The organism is Protofrankia sp. Cr2 (assembly GCF_963555885.1).
GTDB lineage: Bacteria > Actinomycetota > Actinomycetes > Frankiales > Frankiaceae > Protofrankia.
Genome location: NZ_CAUVXG010000027.1, coordinates 38,730 through 60,956, shown reverse-complemented (window position 1 = coordinate 60,956; position 22,227 = coordinate 38,730). Strand labels below are relative to the sequence as shown.

The following is a 22,227-nucleotide window of genomic DNA, read 5'->3' as shown; positions in this document are numbered from 1 at the left end:
GGCTTCGGCCTCCACAGACGTCGGCTCGGCCCAGCGCCGACCCCGACCCCGACCGAACCCGACCCGGCATCGACCCCGACCCCGACCCCGACCGAGCACCGAGCACCGAGCACCGAGCACCGAGCACCGAGCACCGACAAAGATCGGCGCGAGTTTGTTGTCAGGTACGCTTTTCGGTCCGAAAACCGTACCGTACGACAAACACGCGCCGATCATCACTCGGATCTGATCCGGTCGTCTCCATGCATAGGCGGTGGCCGTGTCAGCGTGCCGCGACTCGTCGTCAGCGTCCCGAGCTGACGGTTGTGGGATGGATGTCCAGCTCGTCGAGCCGTTTCCACAGTGACGCGAGCGCGGCGACCGGATCGCGGAAATACGCCGAACCCCGGACCCGCCAGAACTTCCAGCCCTGCCGCTCAAGTACCCGTTGGCGGCGCAGGTCGGTCTCCCACTGCTGCGGACCGTGGAACTTGTCACCGTCGCATTCGACCGCGAGCCGGGCACGGGCGCCCTCCACGACCAGGTCGATACGAAAATGACCGACGTGGTGCTGCGGGGACACCCGGTAGCCGCGGCGCAGGAGCTCCCGCAGCACGGCACGCTCGAAGTCGCTTTCGCACCGGTCCTCGAGGGCTTCGGCCCGCGCCCGCGGTGTGTTGACGCCGTAGGCGTAGGCGAGCAGCTGCCCGCGGACGTCGTCGGGATGCAGCACGGCGTGATCCACGGTGTGGAAAATCCACAGTTGGTCGCGGGCACGACTGGCCGCGACGTTGATGCGCTGCTGGTCGGCCTTGCGGGTCGCGGCGGAGCGGTTGTCGTCGGCGACGACCGACACGAAGATGACGTCCCGCTCGTCACCCTGGAAGTTGTAGGGGTCACCAACCCGGATCCGCCGGCGCTCATACTCCTCGGCGCCGAGCTTGTCCACGAGCGTCTGCTCAATCAGGCGTCCCTGCCCGGTCCCCAGCAGGGTGACGACCCCGAAGGTCATGCCGTCGTACGCCGGATCGTCGCAACAGTCGAGGATCTGCTGGACGAGAGCGAGCGCCTCGGGTTCGTTGACGTCGCCGTACTGGCCGCGGGTGCGTGCCCCGTCGGGCACCCGGACCGGCCGAACCGGCGCGCCGATGTCGGTGCCGGTGCCGAGATCGGTCGCCTCCCGCAGCGGCAGAATCTTCCCGTCGTAGAAGCGGTTGGAGAACTCGATGATGTCCGGTACGCACCGGAAATGCTCGCGCAGCAGCACCTTTCCCGGAAACACCCGGCTCGCGGTGTCGTAGAGGCTGGCCTCCACGTCGAGCAGGGACCGCTGCGGCAGGTCGGGCAGATGTGAATCGATCAGCTCGAAGACGCGCTCCCGGTTCACACCGACGGCCGCCGGGCTGATCTGCTTGTCGTCACCCACGATGACGACCTTGCGTCCAAGCGCGAGGACACCGAGGGACAGCACGTCGCACTGGCTGGACTCGTCGACGATGACCACGTCGAACAGATCGGTGCGGCGAGGGTCGAAGCTCGCCAGCACCCGGTGGATCGGCATGATCCAGACAGGGACGGCCCCCATCGCCGCCGGCATCTGGGCACGGGCCTCGGCCTCCCACTTTCCGGCGAATTTGCCGGTGCCCTTGCCGATCCTCGCCAGCGCCTGGAGCCACCCTTCAAGCGCGCGCCGCTGGTCGTCCCGCAGGCTGCGGTGCATGCCAAGGCGTGCCCCGCGGGCGGCCGACTCCAGCACCAGCCGGCGCACCTGCGCCCCGGCGTCGGCGACCTGCCGCTGGAGCGCTTCAGCGTCACCCCGACCGAGTAGAGCCTCCAGCCAGGTCTGGGCCTGTCGCCACCGCCACAGCCGGGCGAGGTCCTGCGGCTGGCCGCAGACGGCGGTGTCTCCCCCGGAGTCGATGACGCGGCCGGCCCAGACCGGCGCGGCGACGGCGAGTAGCCCGGCCAGTAGGTCCCGGCGAGTCAGAGCGGGCTCCAGGCCGGTCAAGCGGGCGATCTCCTCGCAGGCCGCCTGCCAGGCGGCGAAGTCACGGCGGGCAAAGGTGTCGCGCAGTACGCCCCACAGCGGGCTCGCACCCGGCTGCCCCTGCCCGGCCTCGAGGGCCGTTCCGAGCTCGTCGAGCCGCGCTGTCAGCGCCTGTTCATCACCCCGCTTCGCGGCCGCCGCGAGCACGTCGGCGATCTCTCGCAGCTGCGCGCCGGTGGGCCGTGCCGGGGCATCGGGTAGCACTGTGCGCAGCCGGGCCACCAGCGCCGGTGCGTCCATGGTCTCCCAGCTGATCGCGCCACGCAGCAGGTTGACGGCGTGTTCGAGCCCGGGGAGGAAGCCCGGACTGTCGGCGGACAGCGGTGGCGCGTGCAGCTGGCTGACCATTTCGCCGTACCGGCGACCCGCGCTCGCCCGGGTTACCCGCTCGCGGACCGCCGCCCGGACGGCGTCGACGTCGGTGGGGGTCCGCAGTTCGAAACCGTCGACCCGGGCGGTGGCGTGGAACTCCTTCAGGCCCTTGTTACCGAAGCGTGGGATGCCCCTATGTGCGGCGAAACGGGATTCCAGCTCGTCGAGAAAACCCTCCTGCAGACGGGGGTCACCGTCCGGGACGACGATCTCCCTACCGGACGTCCGGCGCCGCGCGTCCACGATCGTGCCGGCGCATTCGGCGAGCGCCCCGGCCTGCTCCGACCAGAATCCGGCCAGCATCGCGGACTGGGCGACCTGACCGCGGACGCCGGCCAACCACGGCTCCTCCAGCTCGGCGATCAGGGCAGCCGCCCGCGCGACGTCGCCGACCAGGGCGGCGAGCGCCGGTCCGCCGAGCATGTCGACGGCGGGCAGCACGACACCCCGCTCTTCAAGATCCGCGAGTTCGTCCCGGAAGCGGTCGAGGGTCCGGTGTTGCACGATGAGATCTCCGGCGGACGGGATCGCCGTGAGATCCGGAAGCAGGCTGCGGGCGGCAGCCGCGTCGGCCGCATCCGTCGCGCCCGCAAGGTGCATCAGGTCGGTGAATTCGGCGGCACTCAGCGGTGGACGCTGATCAACCGACAACCGGTCCGGGATGCGGCCCCACTCCGGCTCGTGGCGGGCGAGCCAGGCGCCGACCTGTGCGGCCTTCGCCGGCCCCTCGGGGAGCGCAAACTCCGCGGCCTCGTCGCGGAGCAGCTCCACCAGGCGCAGCTGGAGGTTGCGCTCGCGGGTCCGGGCCGCGTCGAGGTCGCGCCCGAGCGCCGCAAGCACGACGGTCTCCGCGACCGGTTCGATGCCTGAGACCGCATCCATGATGGTCTGGACGGAGGCGCGCAGTTCCCCGAGCGCGGCCTGGTTGGAGCCCAGCACCGCGATGGAGAAGTCGCGCAGCTCCGCCGGGATCTTCTCGCGGAGTACCGCGAGCGCCTGCTCGTTGTGCGCGGTGACCAGCACCCGCCTGCCGTGGGCGACCAGATGGCTGACCAGGTTCGCGATCGTGTGGCTCTTACCCGTGCCGGGCGGCCCCTGCACCGTCACGCCCCGGGAACGGGCGAGCCTGACGGCGATGCGCTCCTGCTCGTCGTTCGTGGGCAACGGCATAAGCAGCCGCTCACCGATCGCATCCCAACCGTCGTCCCCCCCTCCCCCGCTCTCGCGGTCACCGTCACCGACCGCCACGGTGCCGTCGCCTTCCTCCGCCACGATCGCGGCGAACGCCTCCGCGAAGGTGTCGGCCTCGGCGAGTACCTGGCGCAGCTCGGTGTAGAAGCGCCGGTGCAGCGCCGGGCGCGGCCGGACGAACAGCACCCACGTGTCGACCAGCATCGCCGCCGCGGCCGGGACCGGCACCGCCGGGCCGGGTGCCACGTGCGCGTCAAGGCCGAGGGGCGCGACGGCCTGGGCGTACACCTCGGCCAGACCGCCCTCGAACCACGGATCGGGCGGGCTTGCCCGCACCCGCTCCCGCAGTGCCGCGAGCTCCTCGAGCGCGGCGAGCCCCAGGCCCTGCAACGGGTCGGTCTCCACTGAGGGCAGCCCGTCCGGCACGACCGACAGGACCCCGGTCTCAGGGTCCATCCCGATGGTCACCGGCGTGAGAAGCAGTGGATGGTTGACGGCCTCGCCCGTGACCGACCACGACAGCACCCCGTGGCCCCACATCAACTCGTGGGTCGCGCTGTCCCGCTGCAGGCGCAGTCGCAGGTCGTAGAGGCGCTGGTACAGCGCCCTGGCCTGGCGTGCCGGCCGGGCCCGCTCCGCCCAGGGCTGCCAGTACCCGGCGACCCAGCGTGCCAGCTCGGCCCGCACCGGCTCCGCCCGCACCAGCTCCGCCCGCACCGGCTTCGGCCCCTCGCCCTCGCGCCCCTCGCCCTCGCGCTCCGCGGACTCGTCGAAGTCGACGGGCAGCAGCGGCGGCCCGGACAACGTGATCGTGGCGGAGGACACCTGACCTGCCAGCGGCTGCGGCAGCACCGGCGCGACCGGCTCCTCCACCTTCCCCACCGCCAGCCACGCATCCCTGTCAGGACCCGGGCCCAGAACCACCCCAGGGTGCGCCGGAACGTCGGCCGGCCGGATCAGCGGCGGCTCGTAGTCGGCCAGGCGCCGCTTCGGCTTCGTAGACAGCTCCGAGGAGAGAGCCGCGAGGTAGTCCAGCAGACGCAGCGACCGTGCCCTGACGTCGTCCTGACGCGTGCCCACGACATCCCCCACGATCGACTCGTCCATCAACCCGCCACCTGCGGGACGCCGGCGGCAAAGCTGTTGTATCGGACGTGTCCGACAGTTTCGGCGACGCCCACCAACCGGCCGCGCCGCCGTCGACCGTGGAGCCGACGACGGCCACGATCAGTCAGGTAGACCACCGAGTCGGTCTCCACCGCTCGTCGCCCGTTGTCGCCGGCTCCGTCTCCAGCAGCCGCGCCCGTGTCTCGGTCGACCCGACTCCCTACCCGGTACTCACGCAGGTAGCCGATCCCGCTGCACCACAACGCCGAAAGGGTGATCGAGAATCTCACGGTTCCGCACTGAACAGGTGCTGTAGGAACCGCTCCGGCCTGGCGAGAAACCCGCGCATCAGCACCACCGGTTCAGCCTCCTCATAGTCAACCCGCTCGATCGTGCCGTCCGCGTCGATCTGCAAGATCAGCGCTCCGGGAACAGCGAGCAGGATCGGCGAGTGCGTGGCCACTACGAGCTGTGAGCCCTGGGCAACCAGCTCCCCGATCCGTCGCACCAGAGCCAGGCACCCGCGTACCGACAATGCCGCCTCCGGCTCGTCCAGCAGATACAGCCCACTCGGCCCGAAACGGTGAACCACCAGATCGAGAAAACACTCGCCATGGGACCGCTCATGAAGAGATCGCCCCCCGTACGCCGGTAGCAGACCAGGGTCTTCCCGCTCCAGCCTTTCAATCTCCGTGGCCACGTTGTACAAGCTCTCGGCGCGGAGAAAGAACCCGGTGCGCGGCTTGGCGACGCCCCAGCTCAGTACCAGATGCTCGGCCAGGGAAGATTCGGTAGCGCGAGTAACGAACCTGAACGACTGCGAGCCGCCCTCGGCGTTGAATCCGGCGGCCACCGCCAGCGCCTCCACCAGCGTGGATTTGCCGGTGCCGTTGTCGCCGGCCAGGAAGGTCACTCCAGGGTCCAGATCAAGCGGGCCGTGCTGGGCCAAGTATCGTACGACAGGCAAAGCGAACGGATACCCGCCGATGGCGGCGCTCGGATCGAGTCGGACCTGCCGGATGAACCCGCCCTTGGCCGTCCGAGGCGTTCTGGTACGGGAACTCGTCATGATCATCACGCTCCCGCAGCTGTTGCCATCGACCCGTCTCTCCCTCAGCCATCGCCACCATTGTGCCGGCCGTGGGCAGATGCGCCGGGCCCATGGCGTGGCGTCGGCGACATCCGGTGAGCAGGAGCCCCGACGTGGTCAGTGGTCGGCGGCGGGTGACCAGTCCTCGGCGAAGGTCTCCATCTGCGCGATGACCAGTTCGATCGCGGCCTTCTCGGCGGCGGTCAGATGCTGGTTGCGGTACCGGTTCATCAGGTCGATGAGCCGGTCGAAGAAACTCTTCTGCCGGACGACGTTGTGCTTAGAGCGCCCGGCAATAGGGGACGCGGCGTCGCGGGGCTGGGGTGCGCACCTCGCCACGTTGTCGTCGACGCGCGCAGCTTCGCCAGGTAGGCCTCGTCGAGGTGGGAGAGGTCGGGCCGGTCGAGGCGCGCCGCCGCGTCGCGGAACCTAGGCGGTGAGCGGAAGCCGGCCGTCCTGGCTGTGGTTCGCCGGCAGGCTCGCGTCCCGCAGGTGATCGACCGTGCCGAACAGCGCGTCCCGGTACGCCGTGGGCCGCCGGGTCGCGAGCACCGCCCGCCAGTCGTAGCCGGCCAGGATGTCGAGCAGAACCTGATGCAGACCCCGGACCTTGGCGAGCATCTCGTCGATGTGACGCCCCATCGGCTGTGCGGCCTGGTCGTCGGCGGGCGGCGGGAAGTCCCCGTGCCGGCAGCGCCAGTTGGTCACCACGGGACGCTGGACCCCGGCCAGTTCGGCGATCTCGGACATCGAGATGAGCAGCGTCCCGGTCTCGGTTACGTCCGGCATCGCTCCACCCCCGATCCTGCCCCGACCCGGGTACCACGGCGTGTCCCTGCCGGGCCTGGTCAGCATACGGATCGAAGGTACACACATTCGGCATATCAGCCTGATAACCCTCATTATCAGTTAATTTCTTGCCCTCCCGGTAGATCTGGCTCGAAGCCGTCAGTTTCCCCGGACAGTCTCCCGCGAATCCGGGCCGATGTTCAGCGCAGCCAACCCAGCTCAGGTCTGGAACAGTGATGTGACCACTCGTCATACTGTTCGGCGAGCATGACTTCCCATACGGCACGTTCATACCAACCGTCGGCCTCATGCACCTGGACCGGATGGGCAACAAGGGCCAGCCCGTCCGGCACCTCACCCGACGAAGGCCTCGCCCCGATCGTGACCACGTTTGGGTTTAACCCGGTTTCCAGACGCCGCCGACGCAGCCGGCCCGCGACGGCCAACGCCAATCGGGAGCGCGCCATCGGCATGTAATGCGGGTGGATCACAACCAGCCCCACCGTCGACAGATCCGCCACCCCGACACCGGCCCCGATCAGTACATCTGAACTGACCCTGCGGAAGTCGTGGAACAGCATCTCCTCGCCGTTCCCGGTAAGCCGACCGGTTAGCGCACCCACGATCAGGGCATCCTGATATCCCACTGTCAGTCCCGGCAGCCGATCTGCTTCGAACTCCCGCCCTGTCGCGTCCGTCACGGCCGCGCCACCCCGACCGCCGTACCCGGCACAGTTTCACGCACCGTTACCATACCCCGGACTCCCTTGATCAAATCGAACCGGCACCGTACGGTTCCGGCCGGGGACCTCTGTCAGCCCGGCCGGAACCGCCAGCGAGGACTATCCGGGCAGTACCGATGCCGTCACAATGCCGGCGTCGACTCAGTACTTTGCCGTCTTTTGGTCGTCTTGGGCCATCTCTCTGCCATGACCGAGAGAACCTGCCTGAACGCTCTAAGGTGTTGGACGGGCCGAGCTGTACGTGAATCTCCAAAGGGGTCTGCCATGACGCAAGCGACCGACACCGGGTCTCGGACCCTGTTAGCCCGCCTGATCGCGCAACAGCATTGGACTTGTGACGACTTCCGACGGCACTTCGAAAGCGCGGCGCGGTCCCTCCCGGACACGTCCGCACTGTCAGTGAGTACCCGGCAGGCGAACCGGTGGCTTACCGGCGCGCTGACCAGCCGACCGTACCCGGCTGCGTGCCGTGTCCTCGAGAAGATGTTTAACTACTCGGTGGACGACCTACTGACCCCGGACGTCCGCCGTCGTGACGTGCACACGCCCGACGTCGAACCGCTCTCCGTCGGACCCGGGTCGATGCCAGGCGTCAGCGAACGAGCCGCATCGACGTGGCCCGCTGGCGACGCAGACCTGGCGTTGGAAAGGCAGATCGTCATGTCGACGCGCCGAGCCCGTGAGTTCCTGCCGCTTGCCGAAGGGTCCAACCTCGGCCCCAACACAGTCGCTCAGATCTACGATGAGCTTCGCCGCCTGGCGAACCGCGACGATGGGCACAACGGTATCGGCCCGGCCGCCGCATTTCCTGACCTTGTTGACCTACAGGACCTGATCTTCCGTCTCCTTGAGGGGCGACAGCGGCCCGAGCAGACCCGCGATCTGTACTTCCTCTGTGCTGCGGCGTCTGGGATGGTTGCGAACGTCATCGCAGATCTCGGCGACCCGATAGCGGCGATCGCGCATAGCCGGGTCGCCTACGTATGCGCCGAGAACGCCGGCCATGAGCCGTTGAAAGTGTGGATCCGCTGCGTCCAGAGCGTCACCTCGTACTGGGCCGGCTGGACCATGGAAGCGGCCCGTTACTGCCGCCTGGCCTCCGAGATCGGCCCTGTGGATGGAACCGTTGCGGCGTTCCTTCCCGCGCTCGACGCTCGTGCGCAAGCAGCACTGGGTAACGGGGATGCGACGCTATCGGCCATTCGCCGGGCCGCGGAGGCCCGTGAGTCCCTTATTCCGAACGATCTCGACGCAATCGGTCTCGATCTCACCTTCACCCGTCCACGCCAGATGTATTATGTCGCGGACGCATACTCATGGCTTCCGTCTCACAACGAGCCCGCGGAACAGGCTGCATTGGATGCGGTCACCGCATACGAACAGGCTGCGCCGGACGAACGTACGTACATTGCCGAATGTATCGCACGTACTGATCTCTCCCTTGCGCGGGCCCGATCGGGGAACCCCGACGGGGCAACGGACGCGCTGCGCCCGGTTCTCGACCTGCCGAACAGCCTCCGTTGTGTATCCATCCGGCGTTCAGTAAAGCGCGTCCACAACGCGCTCGCGGTGCCGGCCCTTGTCTCGTCGGCCTCAGCCCGAGCGTTGATTGCCGAAATAGAGTACTTTACTCGCACCGCGCCGGTGCCCGCGCTGCCTATTTGACCAGTTCGACACGGAAGATCGACGCAGTCCACGTCGAGGCTTCCCCTTCGCCATACAATTCCTGCCGCCGGAGCCGAGATGACTACTGCCCGGAATCAGCCGATTTGTAGTGTCGTTATGCAGCCGACCACCCTGTGCAATCTAAACTGTTCATATTGCTATCTTCCCTCGCGAAAAACTCGTATGACAATGGCGCCAGACGTTGCGCGCGCAGTCGCGACAGCAATCTCTGACCAACATAATCAGCCCAGTCAGATGGAGGTTATTTGGCACGGCGGAGAACCGCTTACCGTCGGCACAAGCTGCCTGAGCGAGCTCTTCGATTGCTTTGCCGAGAGCGCAACCGTCCACATCATCCAAACGAACGCGACATTGATAGACCACAATTGGGCTTCCTTTTTTTCTGATCGACAAGTCCATGTCGGAGTCAGCATCGACGGTGATGCTGCGGCCAACGCAGGGCGTATTGACTACGCCGGCCGTCCGGCGTTCGAAAGGATCATGAACGGAATTAGCGTGCTCCAGGCGGCGAAAATTCCTTTCGACGTTATCGCTGTCGTTTCTCAGCCGCATCGCAAGCGTGCCGAGTCCTTGTATACTTTTGCACAGTCAATCGGCTGTAGGTCCTTAGCTATCAACATCGAAGAACGCGAGGGAGTGAATACCCGCTGTCAAGACACCGATATCGACGCCATCAGCGACTTCTGGTCCGCGCTTGCCGAGTCTTGGATCGCCGCGCCCACGCTACCTATACGGGAAATCGACCGACTCCGAAGCTTCGCTGGCAGCCATCGTGGAAGCATCAGCGGATCGCCGTTGGACGACCCCTTTCCCACCGTGGCATGGGATGGCAGCCTTACACTGCATTCGCCGGAGCTAGCCGGATTCACCTGTGATCGCCTCGGTGACTTCGCCTGCGGAAACGTCCTCACAGCGCCGATGATTGATCTGATTACCCAGGGCCAAGAAGCAAGATGGGTCCGCGAGTACGCTAAAGGTGTCGAGCTTTGCCACCGCACTTGCAGTCTATTCGAATTCTGTCAAGGTGGACCCGCCGCAAACCGCTATTTCGAAACCGGCTGGCTCGATATCGCGGAAACCGACTACTGCCGCAACAGCAGGATTGCTTTGGTTGACGGAATTCTCGCCGATGGTCAAGATCTGAACAACGATCCACGGCGGCGGATAGCCGAGTCTTCGCAATTCCGGTTAATCCAGGCGCTTGCTGATTCCAGGTCGACGCCCGGTAAGTTTGACAACCGCCCTTCATGGGATAACTGAGGTAAAAAGAACAGGACGTTCGACAATAGACCATCCTGGGATAACTGGAACAAGAAATGACGCCAGCGACGGGATCTCACCTGATGGTAATCCCAATCTCGGCCGCCAAGATCTCTCCCACCTCCGTCAGCTGATCCGCTGATATCTGCGCACCCCGGAGGGTAATCAGACCGCGCATTCCTTGAAGCCGCGAATCACGCAGATCGCTACCGACGGCGGAGGATGCGTCGAAATGGATTCCCTCAAAATTGCAGTTGCGGAATACAAATCCGTCCAGTTGACCGCTGAAGGAGGCGTCACGGAACGTGCAGTTCTCGAAAAGAACGATCCCGGCGGAACGTCGACACTCCCAGACCGAGAAGTCGAACCGGCAGTGGTAGAAACCAGCGTCTTCGAGCCGGTCCAGCGACACGGCCCAGCCAGTCGCCCGACATCCTGTGAGCTCTACCCTGCGGGCAGTAACATCACTCCACCTCGAATTCGACAGATCCACGCCATCGAATACTGTGTCGGTGCAGTCCACAGGTCCCAACGATGCGCCCGCCAAACCGGTGCCAGCAAGCAATGACCGTGTAACCGATCCCTCTCCGCGAACGCCAGAGTGATCGCCCGCGATACGACGTTCATCGAGCTCAAAGTGGCCACGCAACAACGTGGCATCAGTTGCCAAATCCTCTAGGTTGACCGCAGGCCGCCGCAACATGCGCCCATCACCCAGGTCACGAAAATCCATGTCTTCAAGTTTAGACCTCGTTGCGCACGTGGCCGCCGTCCTACCAAGGTCATCTTTAGGCGGAGGCCGTCAGCCAAGCGTTCGACGACTGCTTCGACGAGCCAGAATGGGAGGATCCGGCGTGAGCAACCTAGTCACCCTCGAAGGGCGGGCCAACCCGTGGCATCCGACAGCCAGCACGGTCGACGGCCCGGTCCTGAACTTCTACGACGTACCCCTCGCCGGTTTGTTCTCCCAGGACTGGCATCATTTCCTCTATCAGTGCATACTCGGACATATCGATGATGTCGGAATCTGGGTCTATACACCGATCGCTGATGGTGAACGCGCAAAGCTCGAAACAGCAGTCAGCCCAAAACTGCAGGAAGAATTGCAAAAGCTACGCGATGGTCGAAAGGTCACCGTCGCTCTTGCGGTTAGTGACCACATCCTCATGAGTGAAAATCTTGTCTCCGGATCCGATGCCACGCTGATCCACCGCGCCTTGGAGGCTTGCGAAAGCCTGCTGAAAGTCATCCAAAGAGTCGCTATAGCCGTCTAATCTGATCGATGGCATAGGCCCACCTGATTGATGCTGGTGGGGCCCGTCGCTCTCCCGGCAGGGCTGACCCGATGTTGATCCCGGTCCGGGCGACTCGGGGGGTCGTCGGACCTCCACGAGGCCATCCGATGGGATCGACACCATTTCGCCCACCTGGACATGCGCCCGGGACCGCCAGTAACGACTATCCGAGCAGTACCGTGCCTTCACGATGCCGGCGTCGACTCGTTGGCCACATCCCTCGTGGCTTCTGGGAGTTCCATCGTGAGATCATGAACCCGTGACCGTGCCCGCCCTCATCCTCTGGGACATCGACCACACCCTGGTCGAGATCAAGGGAGTCAGCCGGGAGATCTACGCACAGGCATTCCAGCTCGTGACCGGACGGCCCATGCGAGAGCTGGCCGATATGACGGGTCGCACCGAGCGGGCCATCATCATCGAGACGCTCCGGCTGAGCGGGATCACCGACCCGGACCCCCTACTTCCCGCCTTCTACCAGGCACTCGGTGACGCCGCCGAGGGTCTGGAGAGTCGGATGCGGGAGGTTGGCCGGCGTCTGCCGGGTGCCCATGAGGCCATCGCGGGGCTAGTGGCAGGTGGCACCGTGCAGTCGGTGGTAACCGGCAACCTGCGTGCCATCGCCCAGACCAAGCTGGACGCCTTCGGTCTGACCGAGCATCTGGATTTTGAGGTTGGCGGCTACGGCGACGACGACAGTGACCGGGCCGTCCTGGTTCGCCTCGCCGTCAAGCGGGCAGAAGCCTCCTACGACGCGATGTTCCCGCCGGAGCGGGTGGTGGTGATCGGGGACACCCTGCACGACATCAAAGGCGCCCACGGCGCCGGTTGCCGGGCCGTCGGCGTCGCTACCGGCAGTAAGCACCGTCGAGGAACTTTCCGCGGCCGGGGCCGATGCTGTGCTCCCCGACCTGACTGACACTGAGGCATTGCGGGCAGCCGTCTTCGGCGCGGCCAGCTAGTCCGACGCACTGTCTGTTGCCAGGCAAAACCGCTCCCCGAAGTCCCGCGCTGCCGGCACTGCCCCAAACGGGGCCAGGGCACCCGCGAACTCCTTGATCCGCGTCCCTATCGCCGGTCGCTCTTAAGGCGCTCAGCCACCCGGGCCGACCCAATGGTGGTCTCACGATTGTTGTTGGACGCGTGCCCGCAAGCCGCTTCGTCCCCAACGCTCCGGGGTTGGCTTCCGGGCTTTCGCCCAGCGTCTTCGCAGGTCGTCTACTGCGCCGCGCTCGACGCCGTGACATACATCACCGGGGTGGAGTAGGTGATCGTGCCCTGTCGTCCAATTGCTCGCATCCACGCCTCGCGGTAGCGATGTGCCACGTCGCCCCCAAGATTCTTGGTGATCGTCTCGATCGCTGTGGGGCCACCCGGGTGACCCCGGCAATGGAGGTGAGCCTCGACGGCGGCAGCGTCGGTAAACGTGTCTCTCACCGTGTCCATCACGACCGCTTCGACGGTAAGTCCGACGTGTCGGGCCAGCGCGGCAGTGCGGCGTTCATCGAAGGCTGTCATAGTCCGCGCGGCAGGCGTCGCACCCGTCGTCGCCTGGTCAATCGCGATCAGCTCCATTGCGCTCAGCCCGTCCAGCTCCGCATCATGGCGACGCCGTGCATTGACGGGCTCGAACGCGGAGAACCGACCAGCCGGGCGAAGTACCCGTGCGACTTCGCCGAGCGCGGCCGGCAGGTCATCGATGTAGATCAGGACAGATCGTGCGACGATCGCATCAACGCAGCGATCCGCCAGCGACAACCGAGTCGCGTCCGCGACCAGCCGACGCACCATACCTCCATCCGCGGGCCGGTCAATCTGGCTCAGCGCTTCGGCGGAGAGATCTACCGCTGTCACCATCCCGGCCGGGCCGACCAGCGAAAGCGCTCCAGCGGTAAGCAGTCCTGTCCCGGCGCCGAGATCGACGACATGTGCGCCCGCGGCGATCTGCGCACCAGCGAGAACCCTGTCACGAATGCCCCCGAGCCGATCTTCAGCTGCCTGCCGAGCCGCGTCGGACAGGCCCGCGAACCTACCCGCCCGTAGCCACGCCGCCGTGGCTTCGCCAGCTGTCCGCCCCGACGAGCTCATCAGGACGTCACCGCCGGTCCGAAGTAGAACGTAGGGCTCACAGCGTTGCACAGCGACCGCGCAAGCGCGGCCAAACCCGCGTCCTTCTCCGCATGGTAAATGCGGTCGATCCTGTCGAGCTGATCGTCTGACAGCAGCTCGTGACCGCGGGCCGCGAACGTGAAGAAGAGAGCCTCGTCCGCACGGAACAGTTCGGCCCGCCGGTCCAGGAGGGGTTTACGCTCCGCGATGGCCCGAGCCTCCAACCGCCCCCGCTTGTGCTCGATTTCCTCGGCAAGTCGAGCCATCTCGATCCGGATCTCAATCTGACGTCCATGGTATTCGCAGCTCAGGTCAAGAAGCCCGGCAATCTGTTCCCCGGTGAGCCCCACCTCACCGTGGTGGGCCAGGAGCCGAGTGAACAGTGCGCCCTTGGCTGCGATGCTGTCCGCCGACACATCGATAAGATAGCCAGGTCGGGCAAAGCTCTTGTGGTTGACGCCGCACATCGCGGTCTCCTCCTTGAATAGAGGGCACGACTCTTCCTTGTAGGGAGAACGCACCCCTCATGCAACCGTCGGCTCAGAAACGCATCTCGCCGTTCTCGACACCATCGACGAAAGCGGCCCACTCCGCCTTCGAGAAGGACAGCACAGGCCCGCCGGGGTTCTTCGAATCGCGGACGACCACCCCGCCGTCGAAGGTGCCAGCCTCGACGCACATCCCCCCGGCGCCGTTGCTGAAGGAAGACATCTGCCAGTCGACGGCGGCCGGTTCGAGACTGGTCACATCGGGCTTGCGGGTGCGACTGCTGTTCATAGTTGATCCTTTCTGCGGGTTGGATATTTCGTGCACACGCCGGCCTGAACTCAACACCCCGGCTGACAATGCGACGAAACTACTGTGCCGCTATACAGCGCATGGGCACAGTTTGTATCCCCAAGGTCCTGCAAGGTCATCCGTCGAGGATCCGAACCAGCGGCGGTGCCATGAGCCGCCGACTCAAGAGAGCGCCGCGTCCACGTTCCATGGAGACCCCACGATCGTGTTGGCAAGCAAATTCGCCGGGACGCCTGTTTGTACCTTCTACGCCAAGAGACCGACCTTGCGTGCCAACTCGCTGGCATGCTCCCGGCGTGAGCGCTCCCGCACGTCGAGTTCTTCGAGGATAATCCGCCGGGCGTAGTGGTTGTATCTGATCGTTTCCGACGCCGTTTCCTGCGCAGCATCGAGCAGTCGCAAGGCAGCTTCCGGCTGGGAGTCGAGGTGGTAAGCGCGCGCTTGTTCGATGTGGTGACGTGCACGACGTGGCCGTGACGGGATCACGTCCGCCTGCGCCCTGTCGGCTTGACGTACGCTCTCACCACCGCTACGTAGTTCCACCGCCAGGGTGACCGCATGAGCGCTCATGATGGCCCGCGAGAACGACGTGATCGGGTGATAGTAGGTTTCAGACAGCCGCTGGGTGACTGCGCACGCGGTGTCCCAGTGTCGCCACGCGTTCCCCAACTCACCCCGCCGCGCAGCCGTGTATCCCGACTCGAATTGCAGCGCGCCCCAGATAGCCAAGATGTCGTCTGTTCCATCCGAGAGCCGTCCGTCTAGCGCCCGCGACGTCTCGGTGGTCACGGCATCGGCTGCATCCCAGTCCCCGGCGTCACGGTGGGCCTGTGTCATGAGCCACGCGGCAATCCCGATCACATGCGGGTCATCCGATTCCAGCGCTGCGATCATGCTTCGCTCGGCAACGCGCCACAGGAGATCCTGTGCGGGCTGATAGGCGAGGAAGAACTGAGCCAGCGCGTAAACCTCGGCGAGCACAGCCTGAGAAGCACGACGATCAGTGCCTTCATTCTGGCGTACCGCAAGCTGTGCGTCCTCGATCAGGCTGGGCAGAAGCCGGCCCACCACCTCGCGGTGATTCGGCGCCGAGTGCCGCGCGGTCCATGCGCGGTCAAGGCGTGCGCGCAGATGAGCGATCCGCGGCGCCGGCCGGGACGTCGTGATCGGGACGGCGTTCACCGCTACTCGCACCGCCAATAGTCGATCATGGCTGGGGCCATTGAATACTTGAACCGGTATCGATTGATTCCCAGTCAGCTCGGCAAGGTCCTGGACTCGCAGAGCCTCAGCGAGCTGGAGCAACATCGACAGCTTCGGCGTACCCAACCGACCCGACTCAACGGCCTTAACCCAGGAAGGCGATCGACCGACAAGTCCAGCGAGCACCTCCCGCGACATCCCTCGACGCGTGCGCAGCACTTTGAGTCGCAGGCCGACCGACAACGGCTCGGCAACTGGATCATGATTTGCAGCATCGGACATCAGCGTATCCTCCTCACGGGCCACGATCAGATTATCGGCACTCCCGCATCCATGCTGTTACCCGCTTTCGCCGATATCAGCGCGTGTCCCGAGTCCAAGCCCACAGAGGATCTGCTCGACCGAGCGTATCCTCAAGACATCAGCTTTGCTCGCTTACAGATTGTGATCATACGTCGCACCGCCAATTTTCTCTACGGTTTCAAGGGCGGCCTTCGGCCGCCGCGTGGTCCGCGCCACGCGCGCCACGCGACGGGCAGGCCCCGGCGGTGCGCCGCGCATCGATGATCACGAACTCTCGCGGACTGCACAGCTCGCACCCATGCGATCGCGTTTCAATCCCTCCAGGGATGATCACGAACGGGTGAGGGTCTGCTCCGGGGTGTCCAGCCAGAACGCCTGACCGCTCTCGGCGACTGTCAGACCGAAACGTTCATGGGTGGGCTGCCCAGTGGCTATCCACCAGTCATAGGCCGCTTCCAGCTCATCCCACAGATGCCGAGGCCCATATTGCGTCACCTCATGGTTTCCTGTGCCTGCCGTCAGCGACGCCCACGACTGTGACGGGGTGTGGGAAAGAAGAAGGGTCTTCGCGGGACCACCTTCCTCGATTTCTCCCGTGGTGCAGCCAGGAAGCCACAGCCCCACCACAAACCCGGCGGTACTGTCCCGAAACGGCGCATCCAGATAGCGGCCAGACGTTCTCACGTTCGCGTCGTCTTCGCCGATCCACCACAGGTGCGGGTCGGGTCTCTGGTTACGCAGCCGCATGAAACCAGCCGTGTCATAGAACCTGCCCCAGGCCGTTCCGTCACTCTCGACCTGTAGCACCGCCAACGCACCATCAAAGATGCCTGCGAACGGCAACACGATCCGCCCGCGCGCCCGGGTCTGCTCCACCCAGGCGTGCGGCACGACAGACACCGATGCCGTAGCTATCAGCCGGTCATACGGTGCACGCTCTACCCAGCCTTCCGCACCATCACCCGTGATCACGGTGACTGCATGGCCCGCCCTAGCTAGCGCCGAGCGTGCACGCTCAGCAATCACCGGGTCCACCTCCACGCTCGTCACCGCACCAGCACGAGCCCGTGCCGCGAGCAACGCCGCGTTGTAACCCGTGCCCGTACCAATCTCCAGCACGCTCATCCCCGGACCTACATCGAGAAGATCCAGCATCCGATCGACAACCCACGGTGCACTGCACGAACTGGTCGGGACGATCCCCTTCCCGTCGAACGTGTCCGACCCGTCATCAACCTGGATCGTGACCGCCTGATCGCTTCGGCATACCTCCAACCACCGGAGCGGGTCCTGCGTCCGGCGCAGCGGGACCAGGAAAAACCCGTCATCCCCGGTGACCCACACCTCATCCGGGATGAAGTCCTCCCGCTTCACCGGCCGGCCTTTCATGCCTTTCCACTGCCCTGACACATTCCGCAGGTCTTCGTCTCCGTCTTCCCATCGTTTGTGACCACCACGGTTCCGCTCCCCGAACAGCCGGGACAGTCCACGGGCTTCGAGTGCCTACCCACTAGATCACCTCTCAGTAGCACAGCACCATCATCGAGGGTCGCAGGATGAACAGGTCCGAGCCGGGCAGGGCAGTTCGACGCGGGCCCGTTCCGCCGGATGTGCAGACGGCCGCGTCACCGCCTGCTCAAGGAGGCCGGCTGGACTCGCGCGTTTAGAGCGACCGGCAATAGGGAACGCGGCGTCGCGGGGCTGGCGCACGCACCTCGCCGCGTTGTCGTCGGTCGACACCCGACACCAGGGTGCCTCCCTCCTCCGCCTCGCGATCTACGCGCCCCAGCCCCGTTCCTTGATCCACACCCCTAGTGCCGGGCGCTCTTACTGTTGCCCTCGAACTGCCTTGACCAGGCCGCCGCGCACAATGCCAGTCGACAACGGCGGCGCTGACGCGTAGCCATCGGCCCGGCGGGTGTCCCGGGCGTCGCGCTCGTCCCGGTCCGCGCGGAGCGCGACGCCACGACCGATGGACCCGGCATGACAGGACGTGAGCAGAGCGTATAGGTGTGACGTCGAAGGGCGCCCTGGTGTGGTGTGGATGCGAGGAGGTGGCAGGCTATCGACGTAGTCACGCGGGACGTTGTGTCAACCAGTAAAGCCTCAACAGTGGGAGGGGATCCTGTGTTCCTGTCAGCGGAGGACGGCCGACCGGGAGCGGAGACCGACACAGGGTCAGGCTGGATGGATCGCGCGATCAGCGCGGCCACGGTCATGGCGGTGGTCACCGTCGCCGCGGTGGCGGCGTTCGTCTCCTACCGGCACATGCGCGGTGTCGCACTGGACCATGGCGAGGATGTCACCGCCGCGGCGGTCATCCCGTTCAGTGTGGACGGGCTCATGCTGGCCGCGTCCATGACGATGCTGGCGGACCGCCGTGCCGGCCGGAGCCGGTCCTGGCTGTCGTACCTCCTGTTGACCATGGGGGCCTTCGCGTCCCTCGCTGCCAACGTGCTGCACGCCGAACCCAACCTGACCGCCCGTGTCATCGCCGGCTGGCCGGCGTTGGCGTTGCTCGGCTCCTACGAACTGCTCATGCGCCAGATCCGGGTCGTCGGCAGCCGCCTTGCCGCGAGCCGGGCGGCCTCGGCCGGGCACATGCTTGCCGACATCACTGCCGACCGTGGGGCCGCCATCGCAGCCGACGCGGCTCGCGACATGCTGGGCGTGCCCCGCCCGCGCGAGGCGCACCGCGACGCCCACCGCACCGTCTACGGTGACACCCACCGCACCGTCCACGGCGATGCCCAGCGCCCCATCGGCGATCTCGTTCCGATCTTCGCGTCCCAGGCCGCAGTGACACCACTGGTCGGTGGCGACCCGGACAGCGGGGACGCCGGCGGATTCGACGAGGTTCCGCCGTCCCCCACGCTGGATATCGCCGACAAGCGCGAGGCGATCGTGCACGCCCTGGAACAGACCAACGGGTCCGCCAGCCAGGCTCTGGCGTTTCTTGCCGCCCGCGGCATCACGGTGAGCAAGAGCTGGGTATACGAAGTCCGGAAAGAGTCCCACTACGCCGACGTGTACACCGGACCGCTGCCCATCATCGACGCGCGTGCCACCGTCGGCAGCCTCGGCTGACCAGCTGACCAGCTGACCAGCCGACCAGCCGAACGGGACGGGGCGTGACAGCCCCGTCCAGCCCCGTCCAGCACAGTTCTGCTCAGTCCTACTCGGTCCTACTCGGTCCTGCTCGGTCCTGCTCGGTCCGGTTCGGTTCGGTTCGGTTCGGAGACAGTTCGCACACACACGGAGCTGACGTGCTGAGCTGTACCACCGTGGTGCGATGCCTGAGGTCTGGCGCCTGGTTCGCGTGTGCCGCGATGGTCGAGCGTCAGGGTGAACGGACGGCCTGGCTCCTCATTCGCCATCGCACGCTCCACAAGGGCAAGCAGATCGTTGAACTGCGGGGAACGGAGGACTTCAGCGGAGGGCAGGAGCGCCCACCAACTATCGCTGTACCTACCGGGACCAAAGATGACTACTGGCGGCTCTGCCATCAACATATTGTTCCGATCGACCGCAGACAGCCGGCAGCGACGGGGTGAACATCTAGTAGTTGTGTAGCCACGATTGCCAACGTCGATCGACCCAAGCCGTATCCTGCCGGTGTACGCCGGACATTCGTTCACGAGGCTGCGCTGGAGCTGGTGGCAGATGCCGATGTGCAAGCGCCGGGTGCGGTGCGACGCGCCCGAGCCCGGCGTCACCCAGAGTAGGCGAGGCGGCGCCGTTCACTATCCGATTACCTGTGCCGGGACGTCAGCCCCGTGCGCCTGGATCTTGATCGGGATGTGGATGTGTCAACGACCGACCTGGCACGGTTGCAGTTCGCCACCACGTCGATCTATCACTTCCTCTTTGTGCCGCTGACGATAGGACTGGGTTTTCTCACCGCGTTGTTGCAGACGGCCTGGTACCGGAGCCACCGCCCGGAATATCTCCGACTGACACACTTCTTCGGGACGCTTCTCGTCATCAACATCGCAATCGGAGTGGTCACCGGGCTCGTTCAGGAATTCCAGTTCGGCATGAACTGGTCGATCTACTCGAGATTCGTCGGCGACGTCTTCGGCGCGCCGCTGGCGATGGAGGGACTCGCGGCCTTCTTCCTGGAATCGACCTTTCTCGGCCTGTGGCTGTTCGGCTGGGACCGGCTGCCTGCCCGGGTGCATCTGGCCACCATCTGGGCAGTGGCCGTCGGCGGCATCGCCTCGGCCGCGTTCATCATGGCGGCGAACTCGTGGATGCAGCGCCCGGTCGGTTACACGATCAACAGCGCGACCGGCCGCGCGCAACTCACCGACATCTGGGCGGTCCTGACCAACACGGTGTTCGTGTGGGGATTCCTCCACGTACTGCTGGCCTCGCTGGTGACCGCAGCCGTGGTGATGCTCGCCGTGTCCGCCTGGCACCTGCGCAACGGGTCGAGCCCGGCGGTGTTCCACCGATCGGCCCGGCTGGCGATCGTGCTTCTCGTCCCCGGTTCCCTGCTCGCCATCATGGTCGGCAGCCACCTCGGTATCGTCGAGACGGACTTCCAGCCGATGAAGATAGCCGCGGCCGAGGCGCAGTGGAACACCTGCCAGCCGTGCTCGTTCTCGCTGTTCCAGATCAGCGGCGGAAACAACGACCAGAACCCGTCGAAAATCATCCAGGTCCCGCATCTGCTGTCGGTCCTGGCGACCAGCAGCTGGAACGGAAAAGTCATCGGCCTCAACGACCTGCAGGCGCAGTATGAACAGCGCTACGGTCCGGGCTACTACATACCCGATGTCTTCGTGCAGTACTGGTCGATGCGGGTGATGGCCTATCTCGGTGGCCTTGTTCTCCTACTGTCGGTATGGGGCGCGTGGCTGCTGCGCAAACAGCGACTGGAGCACTCGCGATGGTTTCTCCGGCTGGCCGTGTGGTCGGCGGTGCTGCCCTTCCTCATGAACACCGCCGGATGGCTGCTGACGGAGAGCGGACGCCAGCCGTGGATCGTCCAGGGTCTGGCGCGGACAACCGATGCGCGGTCGCCGTCGGTGGGTACAGCGACGATCGTCGCCAGCCTCAGCGTGTTCGTCCTTCTATACGCCGTTCTCGGGGTCGTCGACGCGATCCTGATGCTGCGCTACGCACGTCGAGAACTGGAACTCCCACCCACTCCCGCACCCGCGACCGGCGGCGGTCCGGCCACGGCCGGCGTCGGATACTGAGGCCACCATGACGTTGACCGCCTTCTGGTTCATCGTTATCGCGGTACTGTGGACAGGATTTCTCGTGCTGGAGGGCTTCGACTTCGGCGTCGGCATGCTCGCCGGAATCGTCGGCCAGAACAAGGCCGGCCAGAACAAGGCCGGCCGGAATGACACCGGCCGGGATGAGGCCGGCCGACGGGTCGCGCTCGCCACCATCGGGCCGGTCTGGGATGCCAACGAGGTCTGGCTGATCGTCGCAGCAGCCGGAATGTTCGCGGCCTTCCCATCCTGGTATGCGACGATGTTCTCCGGTTTCTACCCCGCACTCGTGCTGTTGCTGGTCGCGCTCATCGGCCGCGGGTTGTCGTTGGAGTTCCGCGACAAGCATGACACGGCCCGCTGGCGCCGCAGCTGGGACGTTACGCTGACCGGTGGCAGTCTGATCGCGCCCTTTCTCGTCGGTGTGACTCTGGGTGATCTCCTGCACGGGGTACCGATCGGCGCCGACGAGGAGTACGCCGGCGACCTCGCCGACCTGTTGAGCCCGTATGCGCTGTTCACCGGTATCACGCTCGTGGCGCTCTGCCTGCTGCACGGGGCGGTCTTCCTCGCGCTGAAGACCGCCGGTGACGTCCGTGCCCACGCCGTCGGCCTCGCCGGCCGGATCGGCCCGGTGGTCGCGGCCGCGGTCGTGGCCTTCGCCGTCTGGACACAGATATCGACCGGGCGCGGCGGCGCGGATGCGATACCCGCGGCCGTCGCGGTCGCCGCGGTCGTCACAGCCGGCTGGCTGATCCGCCAGGGCAGGGACGGTGCGGCGTTCGCGGCCACGTCGCTGACGATGGCGGCGACGGTGTCATCGATCTTCGTCAATCTCTACCCACGAGTCATGGTCTCCACGCTGGGTTCGGCAACCGACCTCACGGTCACCGACACCGCGTCGTCGCCCTATTCGCTGCGGGTGATGACGGTCGTCGCGGCGGTCCTGTTTCCCGTGATTCTGGTCTACCAGGGTTGGACCTACCACGTCTTCCGGCGTCGGATCTCCCGCGCGGATGTCGTCACG

General features: G+C 65.7%; 18 protein-coding genes. 7 read left to right on the top strand and 11 right to left on the bottom strand.

From position 1 onward, the window contains the following. Positions 1-283: 283 nt before the first annotated feature. From U9978_RS14055 to U9978_RS14035, 5 genes are all read right to left on the bottom strand, one after another. A complete protein-coding gene (locus U9978_RS14055; protein ID WP_322761563.1) occupies positions 284-4,696 on the bottom strand; it encodes an AAA domain-containing protein in 4,413 nt (1,470 codons plus the stop codon). A 286-nt stretch (positions 4,697-4,982) separates the two neighbouring features. After that, complete coding sequence (locus tag U9978_RS14050; protein WP_322761562.1) at positions 4,983-5,765, bottom strand: AAA family ATPase; 783 nt, start codon at positions 5,763-5,765, stop codon at positions 4,983-4,985. Positions 5,766-5,903: 138 nt separating this feature from the next. Then, positions 5,904-6,125 carry a type I restriction enzyme endonuclease domain-containing protein gene (locus tag U9978_RS14045; protein WP_322761561.1) on the bottom strand — a complete coding sequence of 74 codons (222 nt, stop codon included), beginning with the start codon at positions 6,123-6,125 and terminating at the stop codon, positions 5,904-5,906. Between the two features lie 90 nt (positions 6,126-6,215). Beyond that, positions 6,216-6,575: a hypothetical protein gene (locus tag U9978_RS14040; protein ID WP_322761560.1), complete on the bottom strand. Its 360-nt coding sequence runs from the start codon at positions 6,573-6,575 to the stop codon at positions 6,216-6,218. Between the two features lie 200 nt (positions 6,576-6,775). After that, positions 6,776-7,276, bottom strand: a complete 501-nt coding sequence (locus tag U9978_RS14035) for a hypothetical protein (protein WP_322761559.1) — start codon at positions 7,274-7,276, stop codon at positions 6,776-6,778. 306 nt (positions 7,277-7,582) lie between these two features. On the opposite strand from U9978_RS14035, the gene U9978_RS14030 reads away from it, so the two are divergent. After that, on the top strand, positions 7,583-8,983 hold the full coding sequence (locus U9978_RS14030; protein ID WP_322761558.1) for an XRE family transcriptional regulator: 1,401 nt from the start codon (positions 7,583-7,585) through the stop codon (positions 8,981-8,983). Between the two features lie 78 nt (positions 8,984-9,061). Continuing rightward, a complete protein-coding gene (locus tag U9978_RS14025; protein ID WP_322761557.1) occupies positions 9,062-10,264 on the top strand; it encodes a radical SAM protein in 1,203 nt (400 codons plus the stop codon). Between the two features lie 76 nt (positions 10,265-10,340). Here the strand turns inward: U9978_RS14025 and U9978_RS14020 are convergent, their stop codons facing one another. Then, positions 10,341-10,997, bottom strand: coding sequence for a pentapeptide repeat-containing protein (locus U9978_RS14020; protein ID WP_322761556.1), 657 nt, complete (start codon positions 10,995-10,997; stop codon positions 10,341-10,343). Positions 10,998-11,118: 121 nt separating this feature from the next. Between U9978_RS14020 and U9978_RS14015 the strand changes: the two genes are divergently transcribed. Continuing rightward, the gene (locus U9978_RS14015) at positions 11,119-11,538 is read left to right on the top strand and encodes a hypothetical protein (protein ID WP_322761555.1); all 420 of its coding nucleotides are present in this window, start codon (positions 11,119-11,121) and stop codon (positions 11,536-11,538) included. Between the two features lie 280 nt (positions 11,539-11,818). Then, positions 11,819-12,478 carry an HAD hydrolase-like protein gene (locus U9978_RS14010; RefSeq protein WP_322761554.1) on the top strand — a complete coding sequence of 220 codons (660 nt, stop codon included), beginning with the start codon at positions 11,819-11,821 and terminating at the stop codon, positions 12,476-12,478. 299 nt (positions 12,479-12,777) lie between these two features. Here U9978_RS14010 and U9978_RS14005 read toward each other — a convergent pair whose 3' ends face one another. The 5 genes from U9978_RS14005 to U9978_RS13985 all read right to left on the bottom strand — a co-directional run bounded on the left by U9978_RS14005 (position 12,778) and on the right by U9978_RS13985 (position 17,361). Beyond that, a complete protein-coding gene (locus tag U9978_RS14005) occupies positions 12,778-13,647 on the bottom strand; it encodes a class I SAM-dependent methyltransferase (RefSeq protein WP_322761553.1) in 870 nt (289 codons plus the stop codon). Then, complete coding sequence (locus U9978_RS14000) at positions 13,647-14,135, bottom strand: hypothetical protein (RefSeq protein WP_322761552.1); 489 nt, start codon at positions 14,133-14,135, stop codon at positions 13,647-13,649. Before U9978_RS14000 ends, U9978_RS14005 begins: the two co-directional genes overlap by 1 nt. A gap of 73 nt (positions 14,136-14,208) precedes the next feature. Then, positions 14,209-14,445, bottom strand: coding sequence for a DUF397 domain-containing protein (locus tag U9978_RS13995; RefSeq protein ID WP_322761551.1), 237 nt, complete (start codon positions 14,443-14,445; stop codon positions 14,209-14,211). A 267-nt stretch (positions 14,446-14,712) separates the two neighbouring features. Continuing rightward, positions 14,713-15,951 carry a helix-turn-helix domain-containing protein gene (locus U9978_RS13990; RefSeq protein ID WP_416210962.1) on the bottom strand — a complete coding sequence of 413 codons (1,239 nt, stop codon included), beginning with the start codon at positions 15,949-15,951 and terminating at the stop codon, positions 14,713-14,715. 351 nt (positions 15,952-16,302) lie between these two features. Next, positions 16,303-17,361, bottom strand: coding sequence for a methyltransferase domain-containing protein (locus U9978_RS13985; RefSeq protein WP_322761549.1), 1,059 nt, complete (start codon positions 17,359-17,361; stop codon positions 16,303-16,305). A gap of 798 nt (positions 17,362-18,159) precedes the next feature. Here U9978_RS13985 and U9978_RS13980 point away from each other — a divergent pair. The 3 genes from U9978_RS13980 to cydB form a co-directional block, all read left to right on the top strand. Continuing rightward, positions 18,160-19,059 carry a DUF2637 domain-containing protein gene (locus U9978_RS13980; RefSeq protein ID WP_322761548.1) on the top strand — a complete coding sequence of 300 codons (900 nt, stop codon included), beginning with the start codon at positions 18,160-18,162 and terminating at the stop codon, positions 19,057-19,059. A 719-nt stretch (positions 19,060-19,778) separates the two neighbouring features. Then, the gene (locus tag U9978_RS13975) at positions 19,779-21,179 is read left to right on the top strand and encodes a cytochrome ubiquinol oxidase subunit I (RefSeq protein ID WP_322761547.1); all 1,401 of its coding nucleotides are present in this window, start codon (positions 19,779-19,781) and stop codon (positions 21,177-21,179) included. 7 nt (positions 21,180-21,186) lie between these two features. Further along, positions 21,187-22,227, top strand: a 1,041-nt coding sequence (gene cydB, locus U9978_RS13970) for a cytochrome d ubiquinol oxidase subunit II (RefSeq protein WP_322761546.1), incomplete at its 3' end; no start/stop codon positions are given.